We start from the raw sequence: 16,837 nt of genomic DNA, 5'->3' as shown, positions 1-16,837 counted from the left end.
CGTGTCAGCCCACCCACTTGCGGGCATTGCGCCACAGGCGCATCCAGCCGCTGTAGCCCGAGCGGTCCTGGTCGGTCCAGCTCATCTGGATGTTGCGGAACACGCGTTCGGGGTGCGGCATGAGCGCGGTGAAGCGGCCGTCCGCGGTGGTCACGGCGGTCAGGCCCTGCGGACTGCCGTTGGGGTTGAAGGGATAGGCCTCGGTGGCCGCGCCGGTGTGGTCCACGAAACGCATGGCCGCGATCACGCGCTGCGCATCGCCACGGTGGTGGAAGTTGGCATAGCCCTCGCCATGCGCCACGGCGATGGGCAGGCGGCTGCCGGCCATGCCGGCGAAGAACAGGCTGGGCGATTCCAGCACCTCCACCAGCGAGAGCCGGGCTTCGAAGCGCTCGCTCTGGTTGGTGGTGAAGCGCGGCCACGCCTCGGCGCCGGGAATGATGTCGGCCAGTTCGGCGAACATCTGGCAGCCGTTGCACACGCCCAGGCCGAAGGTGTCCTGGCGGGCGAAGAAGCCCTGGAACTGTTCGGACAGCGCGGGGTTGAAGGTGATGCTGCGGGCCCAGCCTATGCCCGCACCCAATGTGTCGCCGTAGCTGAAACCGCCGCAGGCCACGACACCCTTGAAGTCGGCCAGCTTCGCGCGCCCGGTCTGCAGGTCGGTCATGTGCACGTCGAAGGCGTCGAAGCCGGCCTGGGTGAAGGCGTAGGCCATCTCCACGTGCGAGTTCACGCCCTGTTCGCGCAGGATGGCTACACGGGGGCGCGAGAGCAGCAGAGTGGCGCTGGCTGGGTGCCCTTCGACAGGCTCAGGGCGAACGGAGAGGGACTGATGGCCAGCGGAAACGTCTTCGTCTGGGTCGAACGTCAGGTGGGTGTGCAGGCCCGGGTCCTGCGGCTGGCCGGCGGCGGCGTGTTCGGCATCGGCGCAGGCCGGGTTGTCGCGCTGCTGGTTGATCTTCCAGCTCACGCTGTCCCAGACCTGGTGCAGGTCGAACAGGTTGGCGCTGAACACGGCGCGGGCGTCGCGCCAGACCTGGAGCTGGCCCTTGCCGGCGTCCATGGCCGAGGACGCGGGCCGCGTCTTGCCCACGAAGTGGCTGTGCGCGCTCAGGCCATGTTCGCGCAAAGTCTGCATGACCTCGTTGCGCTCGCTGGTGCGCACCTGCAGCAACACGCCCAGTTCCTCACTGAACAGCGCCTTGAGCGTGAGCTCTTCGCGCCGCGCGCTGACCTGGTTGGCCCAGTTCTTCGCGTCGCCGGTTTCCATGCGGCTGTCCTGGATGCCGTCGCCTTCGGTGACCAGCAGGTCCACGTTGAGCGCCACGCCCACGTGGCCGGCGAAGGCCATCTCGGCGGCAGCGGCCAGCAGGCCACCATCGCTGCGGTCGTGGTAGGCGAGGATGCGGCCCTGGGCGCGCAGCGTGTTGACGGCGTCCACCAGGCGCACGAGGTCCTGCGCATCGTCCAGGTCGGGCACCTCGCCACCGGCCTGGGACAGCGTCTGCGCCAGCACGCTGCCGCCCATGCGGTGGCGGCCCTTGCCCAGGTCGATCAGCACCAGCGTCGTGTCCTCGGTCGCGGCGTCCAGCTGCGGCGTCAGCGTGCCGCGCACGTCGGCCAGGCTGGCGAAGGCGCTGACGATCAGGCTCACCGGCGAGGTGACCTTGCGCGTCTGCCCACCGTCGGACCACTGGGTGCGCATGGACAGGCTGTCCTTGCCCACCGGGATGGAGATGCCGAGCGCGGGGCACAGGGCCATGCCCACGGCCTTGACGGTCTCGTACAACGCGGCGTCCTCGCCCGGCTCGCCACAGGCGGCCATCCAGTTGGCCGAGAGTTTCACGCGCGGCAGTTCGATGGGCGCGGCCAGCAGGTTGGTGATGGCCTCGGCCACCGCCATGCGGCCGGAGGCGGCGGCGTCCAGCGCCGCCAGCGGCGTGCGCTCGCCCATGCTCATGGCTTCGCCCGCGAAACCCTGGTAGTCGGCCAGCGTGACCGCACAGTCGGCCACCGGCACCTGCCAGGGGCCCACCATCTGGTCGCGGTGCGACAGGCCGCCCACCGTGCGGTCGCCAATGGTGATGAGAAAGCGCTTGGACGCCACCGTGGGGTGGCTGAGCACGTCGATCACCGCCTTCTGCAGGTCCACGCCGGTGAGGTCCAGCGGCGCGGCGGCACGGGCCACCGTCTTCACGTCCCGGTGCATCTTGGGCGGCTTGCCCAACAGCACATCCATGGGCATGTCGACAGCCCTCTCCACCGAGGCCGAGCCACCCTCCGTTCGGGCCGAGCCACCCTCCGTTCGGGCTGAGCCACTCTCCGTTCGGGCTGAGCCTGTCGAAGCCCCTCCAACGGTCTCGCCAAACCCTCCAGCAGGCTCCGGGCGAACCGGGGCATCCGCCAGCACCAACTGGCGTTCCTCGGTTGCCACGCCGATCACCGCGAACGGGCAGCGTTCACGCTCGCAGAACGCGGTGAAGAGCTCAAGCGACTCCGGCGCGATGGCCAGCACATAGCGTTCCTGGCTTTCGTTGCACCAGATCTCCTTGGGAGCCAGGCCGGACTCCTCCAGCGGTACGGCACCGAGGTCGAAACGCGCGCCACGGCCGGCGTCGTTGGTGAGCTCGGGAAACGCGTTGGAGAGGCCGCCGGCCCCCACGTCGTGGATCGCGAGGATGGGGTTGTCCGCGCCACGCTGCCAGCAATGGTTGATGACCTCCTGCGCCCGGCGCTCGATCTCCGGGTTGCCGCGCTGCACGGAATCGAAGTCCAGCGAGGCCGCGTTGGTGCCGGTGGCCATGGAACTGGCCGCGCCGCCGCCCATGCCGATGCGCATGCCCGGACCGCCCAGCTGAATCAGCAGCGTGCCCGCGGGAAACAGGATCTTGCTGGTCTGCGTGGCGTCGATCGCACCCAGGCCGCCAGCGATCATGATGGGCTTGTGGTAGCCGCGCTGCACACCGTCCACCTGTTGCTCGTACTCGCGGAAATAGCCCAGCAGGTTGGGCCGGCCGAATTCGTTGTTGAAGGCCGCGCCACCCAACGGGCCCTCGGTCATGATCTGCAAGGGGCTGGCGATGTGGTCGGGTTTGCCGCCGGGCTGGTCGGACAGGCCGCCCCAGAGCTTGCCGACGGTGAAGCCGGTGAGACCGGCCTTGGGCCGGGAGCCACGGCCGGTGGCGCCTTCGTCGCGGATCTCGCCGCCCGCGCCGGTGGAGGCCCCCGGGAATGGCGAGATGGCCGTCGGGTGGTTGTGCGTCTCCACCTTCATGAGCACATGGTGGGTGGCGGTCTCGGCCGCGTAGACCGGTGAGCCCTCGCCGGTGGCGCGCGCCACGAAGCGCTCTACCACATGGCCTTCCATGACCGAGGCGTTGTCGGAGTACGCCACCACGGTGTACCGAGGTGCCTGCTGGTGCGTGTGGCGGATCATGCCGAACAGGCTCTTGTCCTGCGCCACGCCATCGATCGTGAACTGGGCGTTGAAGATCTTGTGCCGGCAGTGCTCGCTGTTGGCCTGCGCGAACATCATGAGCTCCACGTCGGTGGGGTTGCGCCGCAGACCTCGGAAGGCCTCGACGAGGTAGTCCATCTCGTCGTCGGCCAGCGCCAGGCCCCATTCGGCGTTGGCGCGCTCCAGCGCCGCGCGGCCACCGCCCAGCACGTCCACCTGCTCCATGGGCGCCGGGGTCAGTTCGGTGAAAAGGGCTTGTGCCTGCCCGCGCTCCAGCGAAACGTTCTCCGTCATGCGGTCGTGCAGCAGATCGGCCACGGCGCGCAACTGTTCGGCCGACAAGCTGGCCTTGCCGAGCAGCCCGGACTTCAGGCCGATGCGGTACTCCACCAGCCGTTCCACCCGGCGCAGGCGCAGGCCGCAGTTGTGGGCGATATCGGTCGCCTTGGAGGCCCAGGGCGAAACCGTACCCAGGCGCGGCATCACCAGCAAGGCCGGGGCATGGGCCTTTTCCAGCGCCAGGTGGACGTCGGTGCACGGCGCTCCGTAGGTGAGCAGTTCGCCCAGGCGTTGCGTGGTGGCCGCGTCCGGCTCGCCATCGAAGCCGGCCAGGTGCACGAAGCGGGCCGAGAGGCCGGTGATCTTGTCGGAGATGCCCGCCAGCCGGGGCAGAAGTTGCTGGACTTTGAAGTCGCTGAGGGCATTGCCGCCCTCGAAGAAGCGCAGGTGCAGGGACACGTTGGGAGCCTGAGGTGCGTTGACCCGGCGTGACCGGGTGGAAAACCCGGAATTTTACCCGCGCGACCTGTGCGGCTTGGCCGCGCCACGGTGCCCCGTGGCGGACCGGATGGGATAATCGCGCCCCATGAGCATCACCTACAAAGACGAGGCCGGCATCGCGGGCATGCGCACCGCCTGCCGCCTGGCATCCGAAGTGCTGGACTACCTCACGCCCCACATCCAGCCCGGCGTGACCACGCTCGAGATCGACCGCCTCGCGGCCGAGTACATGAAGCAGCAGGGAACGGTCTCGGCCACCATCGGCTACCAGCCACAGGGCTATCCGCCCTACCCCGGCCACCTCTGCACCTCCATCAACCACGTGGTGTGCCACGGCATTCCCAATGAGAAACCGCTCAAGAAGGGCGACATCCTCAACGTGGACGTGACCGTCATCAAGGACGGCTGGTACGGCGACAACAGCCGCATGTTCCTGATTGGCGGCGAAGCGGCGGCCTCCATCGCCGCGCGCCGCCTGTGCAAGGTCACTTACGAGGCGATGTGGAAAGGCATCGTGCTGGTGCGCCCCGGCATCCACCTGGGCGACATCGGCCATGCCATCCAGACCTTCGCGGAAGGCCATGGCTACTCGGTGGTGCGCGAGTTCTGCGGCCACGGCATCGGCCAGCGTTTCCATGAAGACCCGCAAGTCCTTCACTACGGGCGCCCCGGCACGCTGGAAGAACTGCGCCCGGGCATGACCTTCACCATCGAACCCATGATCAACGCCGGCCGCCGCGAGATCAAGGAGATGGGCGACGGCTGGACCATCGTCACCCGCGACCGCTCGCTGTCGGCGCAATGGGAGCACACCGTGCTGGTCACCGAGACCGGCTACGAGGTGCTCACCCTCTCTGCGGGAAGCCTGCCGCCGCCGGACTTCGTGACCTCCTCGCCTCAGGCCACGGCCGCGGCGTGAGGCCATGAGCGAGACCGCACCGCCGTCCGCCGTGGGCGACCTGGGCGCGCTGCGCCTGCAGTACCGCAGCAGCAAGGCCGCGCTCATGGCCAGCCTGGGCGTGCAGGGCTCGTCCACCCGCGGCGTGCGCAAGGCCTTGCGGGACCTCTCCCGCCTGACCGACCAGACCCTGCGCGAGCTCTGGACGCAGGCCGGCTTCGCCGCCGGTGTCTCGCTGGTCGCCGTGGGCGGCTATGGCCGGGGCGAGCTGTTTCCCTTCTCCGACATCGACGTGCTGGTGCTGCTGCCCGACGGCTGCCAGCCCGATGAGGACGCGGTCCTCAAGGCCCGCCTGGAAGCCTTCATCGGCGCTTGCTGGGACCTGGGCCTGGAGATCGGCTCCAGCGTGCGCACCATCGCCGAGTGCGTCAACGAGGCGTCCAAGGACGTGACGGTACAGACCTCGCTGCTCGAATGCCGGCTGGTTGCCGGCAGCAAGAACGCCTTCACCCGCCTGGTGCGCGAACTGGGCGAGGCCATGGACCCCAAGGCCTTCTTCGTCGCCAAGACGCTGGAAATGCGCCAGCGGCACACCAAGTTCGAGAACACGCCGTACTCGCTAGAGCCCAACTGCAAGGAATCGCCCGGGGGCCTGCGCGACCTGCAGATCATCCTCTGGGTGGCCAAGGCGGCCGGCCTGGGGCGCAGTTGGGACGAATTGGCCCGGCGCGGCCTGGCCACGCCGCTGGAAGCGCGGCAGATCAAGGCCAACGAAGCCTTGCTGAGCCTGATCCGCGCCCGCCTGCACCTGCTGGCCAACCGGCGCGAGGACCGCCTGGTGTTCGATCTGCAGACCACGGTGGCCGAGTCTTTCGGCTTCAAGGCCCAGGCACCGGGCACGCCAGGCGCCACCCCCTCGGCACGGGGCACCCGCCGCGCCAGCGAAGCCCTGATGAAGCGCTACTACTGGGCGGCCAAGGCGGTGACCCAGCTCAACCAGATCCTGCTGCTCAACATCCAGGAGCGCTTGCGCAGCGACGTCGCCGGCGTGGACCGCCTGCGTCCCCTGAACGAGCGTTTTCTGGAGAAGGCGGGCATGCTGGAAGTGGCCAGCGACAACCTCTACGTGCAGCAACCGCACGCCATCCTGGAGACCTTCCACCTCTACCAGACCACGGTGGGCATCAAGGGCTTGTCGGCGCGCACGCTGCGCGCGCTCTACAACGCGCGCCCGGTGATGAATGCGCGCTTTCGCGCCGACCCGGTCAACCGGGCCCAGTTCCTGCAGATCCTGCAGGAGCCCGAGGGCATCACCCACGCGATGCGGCTGATGAACCAGACCTCGGTGCTGGGGCGCTACCTCTGGGTGTTCCGCCACATCGTGGGGCAGATGCAGCACGACCTGTTCCACGTCTACACCGTGGACCAGCACATCCTCATGGTGCTGCGCAACATGCGCCGCTTCTTCATCGCGGAGCACTCGCACGAGTACCCGTTCTGCTCGCAGTTGGCCGCCGGCTGGGACAAGCCCTGGATTCTCTACATCGCCGCGCTGTTTCACGACATCGCCAAAGGGCGCGGCGGCGACCATTCCGAGCTCGGTGCGCGCGACGTGCGCACCTTCTGCCGCCAGCATGGCATCGCGCGCGAAGACAGCCGCCTGATCGAGTTCCTGGTTTCCGAGCACCTCACCATGAGCCGCATGGCGCAGAAAGAGGACCTGAGCGACCCCGACGTCATCGCCGCGTTTGCCAAACGTGTGGGCAACGAGCGCTACCTCACCGCCCTGTACCTGCTCACCGTGGCGGACATCCGCGGCACCAGCCCCAAGGTCTGGAATGCCTGGAAGGGCAAACTGCTCGAAGACCTCTACCGCTACACCCTGCGCTCCCTGGGCGGGCGCGCGCCCGACCCCGGTGCGGTGATCGAAGGCCGCAAGCGCGAGGCGCTGTCCATGCTCGCGCTGCACGCCTTGCCCCACATGGCCCACAAGGCACTGTGGGACACGCTGGACGTGAGCTACTTCATGCGCCACCAGGCCGACGAGATCGCCTGGCACACCCGTGTGCTCTCGCGCGAGATGGCCCAGCAGGCGGCGCGCAAGGACGCCGCAGGCGCCGACCGCTGCATCGTGCGCGCGCGCCTGTCGCCCGAGGGGGAAGGCCTGCAGGTCCTGGTGTACGCGCCCGACCAGCACGATCTTTTCGCCCGCATCTGCGGCTACTTCGACAGCTCGCACTTCAGCATCCTGGACGCGCGGGTGCACACCACCCTCACCGGTCACGCACTGGACACCTTCCAGGTGGTGGCGCCCTCGCTCTCGGAACACTACCGCGAGCTGATCGCCATGGTCGAGAACAGCCTCGCCCGCACCATCGACGAGCGCGGCCCCCTGCCCCAGCCGACCAAGGGCCGGCTCTCGCGCCGCGTCAAGAGCTTCCCGGTCACGCCGCGCGTGGACCTGCGCCCCGACGAAAAGGCCCAGCGCTGGCTGCTTTCCATCTCGGCCAGCGACCGCGCCGGCCTGCTCTACGGCATCACCCGCGTGCTGGCGCGCAACGACATCAGCGTGCAGCTCGCCAAGATCACCACCCTGGGCGAGCGGGTGGAGGACACCTTCCTGATCAGCGGTCCGCAGTTGCAGGTGAACCGGCGGCAGATCGAGATCGAGACCGAGCTGCTCGAAACCCTCGAAGGTTGACGCCGGCGCGCCATTCGGCGCCCGGATCATGCGCTCGGGCACCGCCGCCGAGCATCCTGTGACTGTCACCCAGTGCCGCGCCGGGGCGGGGCTAGAGTGCGGCTCCGTTCGCGCCACCCGAGGAGAGCCCGCATGCCCAGGCGACCGCCACCCCCCGATCTCCAGCCCGATCCGACCCGCCTGGGCTACAGGCCGGAAGATCCGCCCCGTTCTCCCGCTACCCTGGAAATGCAAGGCAGGGCCATGTGGACCGCCGCGAGGGCCGGTGACCTGGGGTATTTCCATGACGCTCTGGGCGCCACGCCGGACGACGGCGTCTTCAAGATGCTCGAAGAACAGCGCAACCCACGCGGCTGGACCGCGGTGCACCTCGTTTGCTCGCGGGGGCACGCCCCTATCGTCCGGCTGTTCCTGGAGCACGGCGTGAGCTTCCGGCTCACCACCCGCAACGGCGGTACCTCACCCCTGCACGTGGCGGCCGCCGCCGGCCATGCGCCGGTGGTGGCGATGCTGCTGGAGCACGATCCGGCTTCCGTGAACGCCGTGAACGCCGATGGCAGCACCCCTGCGCACATGGCGGCGAACCAGGGTCGCACGGACGTGGTGCGGGTGCTGATGGCGGCGGGAGCCGATCTCTCGGCCCGTGACCGCCACGGCATGACGCCGGTGGACCACGCAACCCAGTTCGGTCACGCGGCGGTGGTGGAGGTGCTGCTCCAGGGTGGCCCCGCGCACCCCGGCGCGTTGTCCTCCGCGTACGCGGTCGAAACGGGTCGAGCCGACGTGGCGGGGGTGCTGATGGCGTCCGAAGCCTTCGACGCTCCGCAAGAGGGGCTTCTCACCGCCGCGCTCGCCGGGCAGACCGAGGTGCTGGATCAGTTGCTGGTGCACGCGGCCGCGCCTGCACTGCCGGCCACGGTGGAGGCGGCGGTGCTGGCCGGGCGCACCGACAGCGTCCGGGCGCTGGCCGCGGCTGGCGTTCCCCTGGCGGGCCTGACGGACGTCCATGGCACGCCCTTGCTCGTGCGCGCGGCGCGCCTGGTACCTGAGAACGCGGACATGGTGCGCCTGCTGCTGGACGCCCAACAAGGAGACCGCTCGCTCGCTGTAGACCTCCCGATGGCCATGCGGGCCGCCCGCCGCGCCGGCCATGCGCAGGTCCAGGGTGTCCTGCTGGCCGCGGCCACCGACCGCGCCGCCGCAGGCAGGCCGCTGCACTACCGGGATGTGGGCGGTGATCCGTCCGCCAGACCCCGGACGCCGTCGCCAGACCCCGGCACGGGGGGAGCCGGCGGCCCGAGCCCTTGACGAGACCTGCTCATCGCGGCACAGCGCCCGGCGAGGAGGAGGTGGGACCGCCTGCCTGCGGGGTGCGCCCACGCGTCCACAGCCGCCGCAGGAACAGCGACACGTCGTCCACCAGCGTGAACACCGCCGGTATCACCAGCAGGCTGAGGAAGGTGGACGTGATGAGGCCGCCGATCACGGCCACGGCCATGGGTGAGCGGAAGCTGCTGTCGGCGGCGCCCCAGCCCACGGCGATGGGCAGCATGCCCGCGCCCATGGCGATGGTGGTCATCACGATCGGGCGGGCGCGCTTGTGGCAGGCGTCCAGGATGGCGTCGAGCCGGTTCAGGCCGTGCTCGCGCCGCGCCTCGATGGCGTACTCCACCAGCAGGATGGAGTTCTTGGTGGCCACGCCCATGAGCATGATCAGGCCGATCAGCGAGGGCATGGAGAAGCTCTTGTTGGTCAACAGCAGCGCCACGAAGGCCCCGCCCAGCGACAGCGGCAGCGCGGCCAGGATGGTGAACGGGTGCAGGAAGGCCTTGAACAGCAGCACCAGCACGATGTAGATGCACAGCACGCCGGTGAGCATGGCCAGGCCGAAGCTGGCGAACAGCTCGCCTTGCACCTCGGCGTCGCCGATCTCGACCACCGAGACCCCGGCCGGCAGGTTGCGCAGGCTGGGCAGTTTTTCCACGGCGGCCTTCATGTCACCCAGCGCGATGCCGGCGAGCTCGACCTCGAAGTTGATGTTGCGCGAGCGGTCGTAGCGGTCGATCACGGCGGGACCGCCGCCAAAGCTGAGCTGGGCCACCTGACCCAGCATCACCGGTCCCTTGCTGCCGGGCACCGTCAACCGGGCCAGCAGGTCCAGATCGTGGCGGGCCGCCTCGTCGAGCTTGACCACGATGGGGATCTGCCGCTCCGGCAGGTTCATCTTGGGCAGCGCGCTGTCGTAGTCGCCCACGGTGGCGATGCGCAGGGTCTCGGCAATGGCGCTGCTGGTCACGCCCATCTCGGCGGCGCGCGCGAGGTCGGGCGTGACGCTGATTTCGGTGCGCACCAGGGCTGCGGTGGACTGGATGCTGCCCACGCCCCGGATGGTGCGCAGGTCGCGCTCGATGGCCGTGGCCGCGGTGCGCATGGCCGCCGCGTCGTTGCCGGTCAGCGTGAGGATGTATTTCTCGCCCGAGCCGCCCAGGCCCACCTTGCTGCGCACACCGGGCAGGTGGGACATGGCCTGGCGGATCTGGTTCTCGATCACCTGCTTGCGCGGACGGGCGCCACGCGCATCGAGCTGAATGGTCAGCGCCGCCTTGCGCGATTCCGCCGTGCCCTGGGGGGCGAATGGGTCCGACCCCGCGGAACCCGAGCCGATGGTGGTGTAGACAGACTTCACGTGTGCCACGGCCGCCACGAGTTGGCGTGCCTGTTCGGCGGTGCGAATGGTCTGCTGCAGCGTCGCGCCGGGCGGCAGCTCCAGGTAGACCTGGGTCTGGGAGTTGTCGTCCGGTGGAATGAAGCCCTGCGGCAACAGCGGGATCAGCATCAGCGAGCCGACGAAGAAGACCCCGGCGCCGATCATGGTGACCCAGCGGTGCCGGATGCACCAGGCGGCCCAGCGCTGGTAGGTGTCGAGCCAGGCCGGCTCGTTCTGGTTGGTCGACCAGCGCCAGAAGGCCGCCGTCACGCGGTTGCCGCGGGCCCAGCGCGGCGCCTCGCGCGCGGTGACGAAGGGCTTGAGGATGTAGGCCGCCATCATGGGCGTGAGCGCACGCGCCACCACCAGCGAGGCGAACACCGCGAACGAGGCGGTCCAGCCGAACTGCTTGAAGAACTTGCCCGGGATGCCGGCCATGAAGGCGGTGGGCAGGAACACCGCAATGAGCGTGAAGGTGGTGGCGATCACCGCCAGCCCGATCTCGTCGGCCGCTTCCATGGCCGCCTGGTACGGGGTCTTGCCCATGCGCATGTGGCGCACGATGTTCTCCACCTCCACGATGGCGTCGTCCACCAGGATGCCGATCACCAGCGAGAGTGCCAGCAGCGTCACCACGTTGATGGTGAAACCCATGTAGTGCATGCCGATGAAGGCCGGAATGGCCGACAGCGGCAAGGCCACGGCCGACACCACGGTGGCGCGGAAGTCGCGCAGGAACAGCCAGACCACCAGCACCGCGAGCATGGCGCCTTCGTAGAGCAAGGTCATGGAGGCGTCGAATTCCTCCTTGACCGGTGTCACGAAGTCGAAGGACTCGTGGATGCGCAGATCGGGCCGGGCTTCCTGCAGCGCCTTGAGCCTGGCGCGCACGCCGTTGCCCACTTCGATCTCGCTGGCGCCCCGGCTGCGCGCGACCTCGAAGCCGACCACCGGCTGGCCATCGAGAAAGGCCGCCGCCGTGGGCTCGGCCACCGCGTCCTGGACCGTGGCGATCTGGTCGAGCCGGATGCGCCGGCCATCGGAGAGCGAAAGCTCCAGGCCGGCGAGTTCCTGGGCCGATCCCAGCGACGACAGGGTGCGCAGCGGCTGCTGGCTGCCGCCCAGGTCCACCCGGCCGCCCGCGCTTTCGATCTGCACGCGTGCGAGCTGGCGTGAGATGTCCGATGCGGTGGTGCCCAGCGACTGCAGCTTGAGCGGGTCCAGCAGGACCTGCACCTCGCGCTTGACGCCACCCACGCGGTTGACCGCGCCCACGCCGGGCACCGAGAGCAGCAGCTTGGAGACGTCGTTGTCCACGAACCAGGAAACCGCCTCCGCGTCCATCTTGTCGGACGACACCGTGTAGGCCAGCACGGCGCCACCGGCGAGCTCGATCTTGTTGACGATCGGATCGCGCAGGTCCGACGGCAGGTCGCCCCGCACCTTGGCCACGGCGGAGCGCACATCGTCCAGCGCCTCCTGCGTGTTTTTCTCGATGCGGAACTCGGCCGTGATGGACACGGTGCCATCCTGCACCTTGGTGTAGATGTGCTTGAGGCCCTGCAGCGAAGCCAGGCTGTTCTCGATGATGCGCGCGACGTCGTTCTCAAGCTGGTTGGGCGAGGCGCCCGGCAGCGTGGCCAGCACGGTGATGTTGGGCACATCCAGGTCCGGGAAGTTCTGCACCTTCATCTGCTGGAACGAGAAGAGGCCCGCCAGCGTGAGCATGACGAACAGCATCGCCGCCGGAATCGGGTTCCGGATCGACCAGGCGGAAACGTTCATGAGCCCCCCTTGCAGCGCCTGCGGCGCTTTTCCCCCACGGGGGTCATGTCCAATGCCTGGCGATTCACTGTACGGGACACGCGGTTCATGGCACGACCTTCACGAGATCGGCTTCGTTGAGGAAGCCCGCGCCCTGCACCGCCACGGACTCCTCGGGCTTGAGGCCTTCTAGCAGCTCCACGCGCTCACCCACACGGCGGCCTGTCTGCACCTTGCGCTGGTTCGCCTTGTTCTGGGCGTCGATCACGAAGACATAGGTGTTGCCGTCGCGCACCACCACCGACTCGCTGGGCACCGTGAGAGCGTCGCTCTGGCCAAGGTCGAAACGACCACGCGCAAAAGTGCCGGCCTTGAGGTCGGTGTGGCGCGGCAGATCGACGAAGACCAGGATGTTGCGCGTCTGCGGGTTCGCGCTGGGCGCGATCGCCCTCACCTGCCCGCTGACCTCCAGGCCGGTGGCGGCGGTGACCTGCGCCTTCTGGCCCACGCGGATACGGCCCACTTCGCTGGGCGTGACCTCCGCTCGCCACTCCATGCGGCCCTGGCGCACCAGCCGGAACAGCTCCTGCCCGGAAGCCACCACCGCGCCCACCGTCGCGCTGCGCGCGGAGATCACGCCGTCGTCCGGCGCCTTGACCTGGGTGTTGCCCAGCCGCACCTCGTTGGCCGCCAGCGCGGCCTTGGCCGCTTCCCATTGGGCGCGCGCCACTTTTTCCTGCGTAAGGTACTGCGCCACCTGCGACCGCGAGAGCGCGCCGGTGTCCTGGATCGCGCGCGCGCGGTCGGCATCGGCTTTGGCGTTCTCATAGCTGGCTTCGGCCTGCATCACGCTGGCCTGGCTCTGCAGGCTGTCGGCCCGCGTGGTCTCGCTGGCGAAGACCGCCAGCACCTGGCCCTTGCGCACGCTGTCGCCGACGTTGACGTTCACCGCGGCCAGGCGCAGGCCGCTCACTTCGGCGCCAATGCTGGCCTCCTGCCAGGCGCTGACGTCGCCATTGGCCTGCAGGCCGATGGGCAGGCTGGCGCGCTCGGGCTTGACCACGGTCACCGTCATCGCCGGCCTGGGCTCTTCGGCAGCGCCGGCTGCGGCAGAGGTCTCGGCGGCGGGCGCAGGCGCCTTGCGGACAAAGGCCCAGAAAACCACCACCAGGACCAGTGCAAGCGCGAGCGCGATCCAGATCCAGATCCAGCGTGATCGACGACGGGGAGCGGGAGAAGACATCGGAGCGTTCATGGGGGGCTCTTCAAGGCGCGGGAGGGTTGTTCACGGGATCGAAGCCGCCACCGAGCGCGACGTACAGGCCGATCCAGGCATTGAGGCGCTCCTGCTGCAGCGCGACGGCCGCGCTGTCGGCGTTGAGCTTGAGGCGGCGCGCCTCTTCGAGTTCGTTCAGGCTGGCCAGGCCGACGCGGTACCGCGCCTCGGTGGCCAGGAAGGACTGGCCATAGCCAGCCACGGCGACCTCGGTGGAGGACTCGCGCTCGCGCAGGGCCGCCAATTGGACCAAGGCCTGCTCCACCTCGGACACGGCCTTGCGCAGCGTTGCCGCATAGGCCAGGGCCGCGGCCTCATAGCGTGCCTGGGCGCTGTCCACGCCCGCGTGCAGCGGCGCACGCCCCAGCAGGGGCAGGCTCAGCGTAATGGGGCCGATGGACCAGGTGTTGAAGCTGACCTGCGTGCCTGCGCCCGAGAAACGGTTGCGCAGCAGGCTGCCCGAGAGCGACAGACCCGGCAGCAGCGCGGCCCGGGCCACCCCCACCTCCGCGCTGGCGGCCACCAGATCGCGCTGCGCGCGGTACACGTCGGGGCGCTGGCGGATCACCTCCGCCGGCACGGCCTGCACCGCCAGCATGCGGTCCAGTCTGGTTGCATCGGGCAACGCGGGCGCGCCGGCCAGTTGCCGGCGCAGTTCGGGCTCCGGCACGCCGGTGAGCGCCACCAGCGACTTGACCTGCCCTTCACACACCTGGGTCTGCTGCCGTTCGCGGGCCACGCCCTCGGCGGCACTGGCGCGCGCCAGCGCCGCCACCGCCGGTGCGGTCAGTCCGGCGCGCTCGGCCACGGCATTGTTCTCGGCGCTGATGGCGCGGGAGTCGCGATCGCGCTCGGCCACCACCCGCTGAGCCTGACAGAGGCGCTGCGCGAAATAGAGCTGGGCGAGTTCGGCGGCGACCAGCACGCGCGCCTCGTGCCAGCCGGCATTGGCGCTGTCCTGCTGCGCCTGGGCACTGTCCTGGCGAGCCTGGTCCTGGCCCCACAGGCCGATGGCCCAGGATGCCTGTACGCCGGCACTCAGCGTGGTGCCCAGCGGTACGGTGGGATCGGTGATGCCTCTGCTGGCCTGGGCCACCAGCGCCGCCTGTGGACCGGTCTGCGCCTCCACGTTCAGCCGCGCCGCCCGTGCCGCGAACACCTGGGCGCGCGCGCTCGCCACCGAGGGGCTCTGCTCCTGGGCCCGCGCCACCCAGTCGCTGAGCACCGGGTCTTCGAAACGGCCCCACCAGGCGCTCAACTGCCCGACATCGCCCTGGTGCGCCAGAGGGGGCGCGTACCAGGTGGGCGGCACCGGTGCGGCCACATCCACCGGAGGGCGGCCCACGCTGCACCCGCCGAGCAGCATGGTGCCTGCCAACACGGCCAGCATTCGCTTCATGTAATAGGGTTCCCTGAGATCGGTGAAACGGGCTCCACTCTAGACGATTTCGTCACCCGTTCCCTTCTGAAAACGCATGATTTGTAACGCCTGCGGCATGGGCCGCGCAGCCGGCCGACCGGACGCTCAATCGTCGTCCAGCGCCGAGAGCCCGGGAAACAAGACCTCCGTGAAACCGAAGCGGCTGAAATCGCGCACCCGCATCGGGTACAAGCGTCCCCAGAGGTGATCGCACTCGTGCTGCACCACCCGGGCATGAAAGCCTTCCACTTCGCGGTCGATGGCGCCGCCAGCCGCATCGAAACCCTGGTAGCGGATGCGCCGCCAGCGCGGCACCACGCCCCGCATGCCGGGCACGGACAGGCAGCCTTCCCAGTCTTCTTCCTCTTCGTCGCTCAACGGGGTGATGATGGGGTTGACCAGCACCGTGCGCGGCACGATGGGCGCCTCCGGATAGCGCGGGTTGGGCAGGCCGCTGCCGAACACCACCACCTGCAGGTCCACCCCGATCTGCGGCGCCGCCAGCCCGGCGCCGTTGGCCGCGGCCATGGTCTCCCAAAGATTGGCCACGAGCCCGTGCAGCGCGGGTGTGTCGAGGGCGGTCACGGGCTGAGCCACGCGCAGCAGGCGCGGGTCGCCCATTTTCAGGATGGTGTGGATGGTCATACGGGGCGTGAGAGTGGAGCTGGAGCAGATGAACTATCTCGCAAGACGTGCACCCCGAGTCTCAAGGGGGTTTGGCCCCCACCAACTTTGCCCATGAGGCCTGGAAACGACCCGAGCGCTCCTAGAATACCAGCACGCGCCCGAGCTCCATGGATTCGTAGTATCCCCGCGATACCCGGATACGCCTTCGGCCCGTTGTGTCACGCCAATCCTTCACATGCAGGTAGTAGCGGTTTCCTCCGCGGCGAGACCGATGGACCGATTTGTCCAGGACCGTTGCCTCTCGAATCACCGGCACGGAATAGTCCCATTCCATATTTGCTTCGCGCAGCTCGCTAGCTGCCGTACTGTAGGCACCAAAGGAGCCCACCAGCAGCAGTTCAAGCAGATACAGATGGGCACGAGCACTGCGCGCGAGCAGAACGAAGTGCGCCGCGAGCAGCGAGCAGATGATGAAACTGCCGACCCAAAGCGCCAACTCGGCGATGCGACCTGTGTCCAGCAGAAATGCATCATCGAACACGACGGGCCGCAACAGAAAAAGCAGCCCATTGAGCGCCAGCGCTGAGGACGTGGCAAGAAGAAGCACGCCCGGCAGAAGGAATGGGTCTCGGCGACGGGCGGGCAAAACAGGCTGCTGGCTTGCGCGCAGTGCTTGGCCGATGCGTTCGAGAAGCGGCAAGGCCGATGCAATCGCCTGGTTCAGGCGTCGACGGTCTGACTTGTTGCCAAACAGGCTGCCGCGGCGCAGGTAGGCGCGAAGCACACCGTTGGCGCAGTACACATACTTCACTCGGCAATCTGCCTCCGCCAGCACCATCAGCCGCTGGGCGGCCGTGCGCAGTTCAGGGCTGTCAGCCACACGATTGAGCAGATGCCCGTCATTGGACGCCACGTAGACCAAACGATCAAAGCCCTCGTGGCCAAACTGCTTCTCTACCGAAAGACCGAGCCACTTGAAGAAGCGATCCACCCGCGATTCCCGTTTCAGTTCAAAGCGGAACCAGTCGGGTACCGCGACAGCGATATCCACGCCGAAGGTACTTTCCTTGTAACTGCGCCACTGGTATTGATAGGTCACGCCGTCGCGCTTGCCGCTTTCGCCGCCTTTCCATGGCAGGTGCCAGCGGTAGCGCACCTGCCAGGCCAGTACAAGGCACAGACTCAGCAGTCCGATGGAGAACCACAT

Annotated in this window: 9 protein-coding genes; 3 read left to right on the top strand and 6 right to left on the bottom strand. The window is 68.6% G+C overall.

The window, feature by feature from the left end; all coding sequences use genetic code 11:
• Positions 1–4: 4 nt before the first annotated feature.
• Entirely contained in the window at positions 5–4,195 is a 4,191-nt protein-coding gene (purL, locus tag KIT53_RS01350; protein WP_297746392.1) for a phosphoribosylformylglycinamidine synthase, read from the bottom strand.
• Between the two features lie 127 nt (positions 4,196–4,322).
• On the opposite strand from purL, the gene map reads away from it, so the two are divergent.
• The 3 genes from map to KIT53_RS01335 all read left to right on the top strand — a co-directional run bounded on the left by map (position 4,323) and on the right by KIT53_RS01335 (position 9,144).
• Positions 4,323–5,156 (top strand): type I methionyl aminopeptidase, encoded by an 834-nt coding sequence (map, locus tag KIT53_RS01345; RefSeq protein WP_297746388.1) that lies wholly within the window; start codon positions 4,323–4,325, stop codon positions 5,154–5,156.
• Between the two features lie 4 nt (positions 5,157–5,160).
• The gene (locus KIT53_RS01340) at positions 5,161–7,836 is read left to right on the top strand and encodes a [protein-PII] uridylyltransferase (RefSeq protein WP_297746385.1); all 2,676 of its coding nucleotides are present in this window, start codon (positions 5,161–5,163) and stop codon (positions 7,834–7,836) included.
• 132 nt (positions 7,837–7,968) lie between these two features.
• The gene (locus KIT53_RS01335) at positions 7,969–9,144 is read left to right on the top strand and encodes an ankyrin repeat domain-containing protein (RefSeq protein ID WP_297746381.1); all 1,176 of its coding nucleotides are present in this window, start codon (positions 7,969–7,971) and stop codon (positions 9,142–9,144) included.
• 10 nt (positions 9,145–9,154) lie between these two features.
• On the opposite strand, the gene KIT53_RS01330 is transcribed toward KIT53_RS01335, so the two are convergent.
• The 5 genes from KIT53_RS01330 to KIT53_RS01310 form a co-directional block, all read right to left on the bottom strand.
• Positions 9,155–12,328, bottom strand: coding sequence for an efflux RND transporter permease subunit (locus tag KIT53_RS01330; RefSeq protein WP_297746378.1), 3,174 nt, complete (start codon positions 12,326–12,328; stop codon positions 9,155–9,157).
• 85 nt (positions 12,329–12,413) lie between these two features.
• Positions 12,414–13,562 (bottom strand): efflux RND transporter periplasmic adaptor subunit, encoded by a 1,149-nt coding sequence (locus KIT53_RS01325; RefSeq protein ID WP_297746375.1) that lies wholly within the window; start codon positions 13,560–13,562, stop codon positions 12,414–12,416.
• 10 nt (positions 13,563–13,572) lie between these two features.
• The gene (locus KIT53_RS01320) at positions 13,573–14,982 is read right to left on the bottom strand and encodes an efflux transporter outer membrane subunit (RefSeq protein ID WP_297746372.1); all 1,410 of its coding nucleotides are present in this window, start codon (positions 14,980–14,982) and stop codon (positions 13,573–13,575) included.
• Positions 14,983–15,108: 126 nt separating this feature from the next.
• The gene (gene def / locus KIT53_RS01315; RefSeq protein WP_297746369.1) at positions 15,109–15,648 is read right to left on the bottom strand and encodes a peptide deformylase; all 540 of its coding nucleotides are present in this window, start codon (positions 15,646–15,648) and stop codon (positions 15,109–15,111) included.
• A 121-nt stretch (positions 15,649–15,769) separates the two neighbouring features.
• On the bottom strand, positions 15,770–16,837 hold the full coding sequence (locus KIT53_RS01310) for a hypothetical protein (RefSeq protein ID WP_297746366.1): 1,068 nt from the start codon (positions 16,835–16,837) through the stop codon (positions 15,770–15,772).

This window comes from Hydrogenophaga sp., assembly GCF_026125785.1.
GTDB lineage: Bacteria > Pseudomonadota > Gammaproteobacteria > Burkholderiales > Burkholderiaceae_C > Hydrogenophaga.
This window is presented reverse-complemented; position numbering and strand designations above follow the sequence as displayed.

Coding starts and splice junctions, on each gene's coding strand:
- KIT53_RS01310 (WP_297746366.1), bottom strand. CDS start 16,837: ATGTGGTTCTCCATCGGACTGCTGAGTCTGTGCCTTGTACTGGCCTGG.
- KIT53_RS01335 (WP_297746381.1), top strand. CDS start 7,969: ATGCCCAGGCGACCGCCACCCCCCGATCTCCAGCCCGATCCGACCCGC.
- KIT53_RS01325 (WP_297746375.1), bottom strand. CDS start 13,562: ATGAACGCTCCGATGTCTTCTCCCGCTCCCCGTCGTCGATCACGCTGG.
- KIT53_RS01340 (WP_297746385.1), top strand. CDS start 5,161: ATGAGCGAGACCGCACCGCCGTCCGCCGTGGGCGACCTGGGCGCGCTG.
- KIT53_RS01320 (WP_297746372.1), bottom strand. CDS start 14,982: ATGAAGCGAATGCTGGCCGTGTTGGCAGGCACCATGCTGCTCGGCGGG.
- def (WP_297746369.1), bottom strand. CDS start 15,648: ATGACCATCCACACCATCCTGAAAATGGGCGACCCGCGCCTGCTGCGC.
- map (WP_297746388.1), top strand. CDS start 4,323: ATGAGCATCACCTACAAAGACGAGGCCGGCATCGCGGGCATGCGCACC.
- KIT53_RS01330 (WP_297746378.1), bottom strand. CDS start 12,328: ATGAACGTTTCCGCCTGGTCGATCCGGAACCCGATTCCGGCGGCGATG.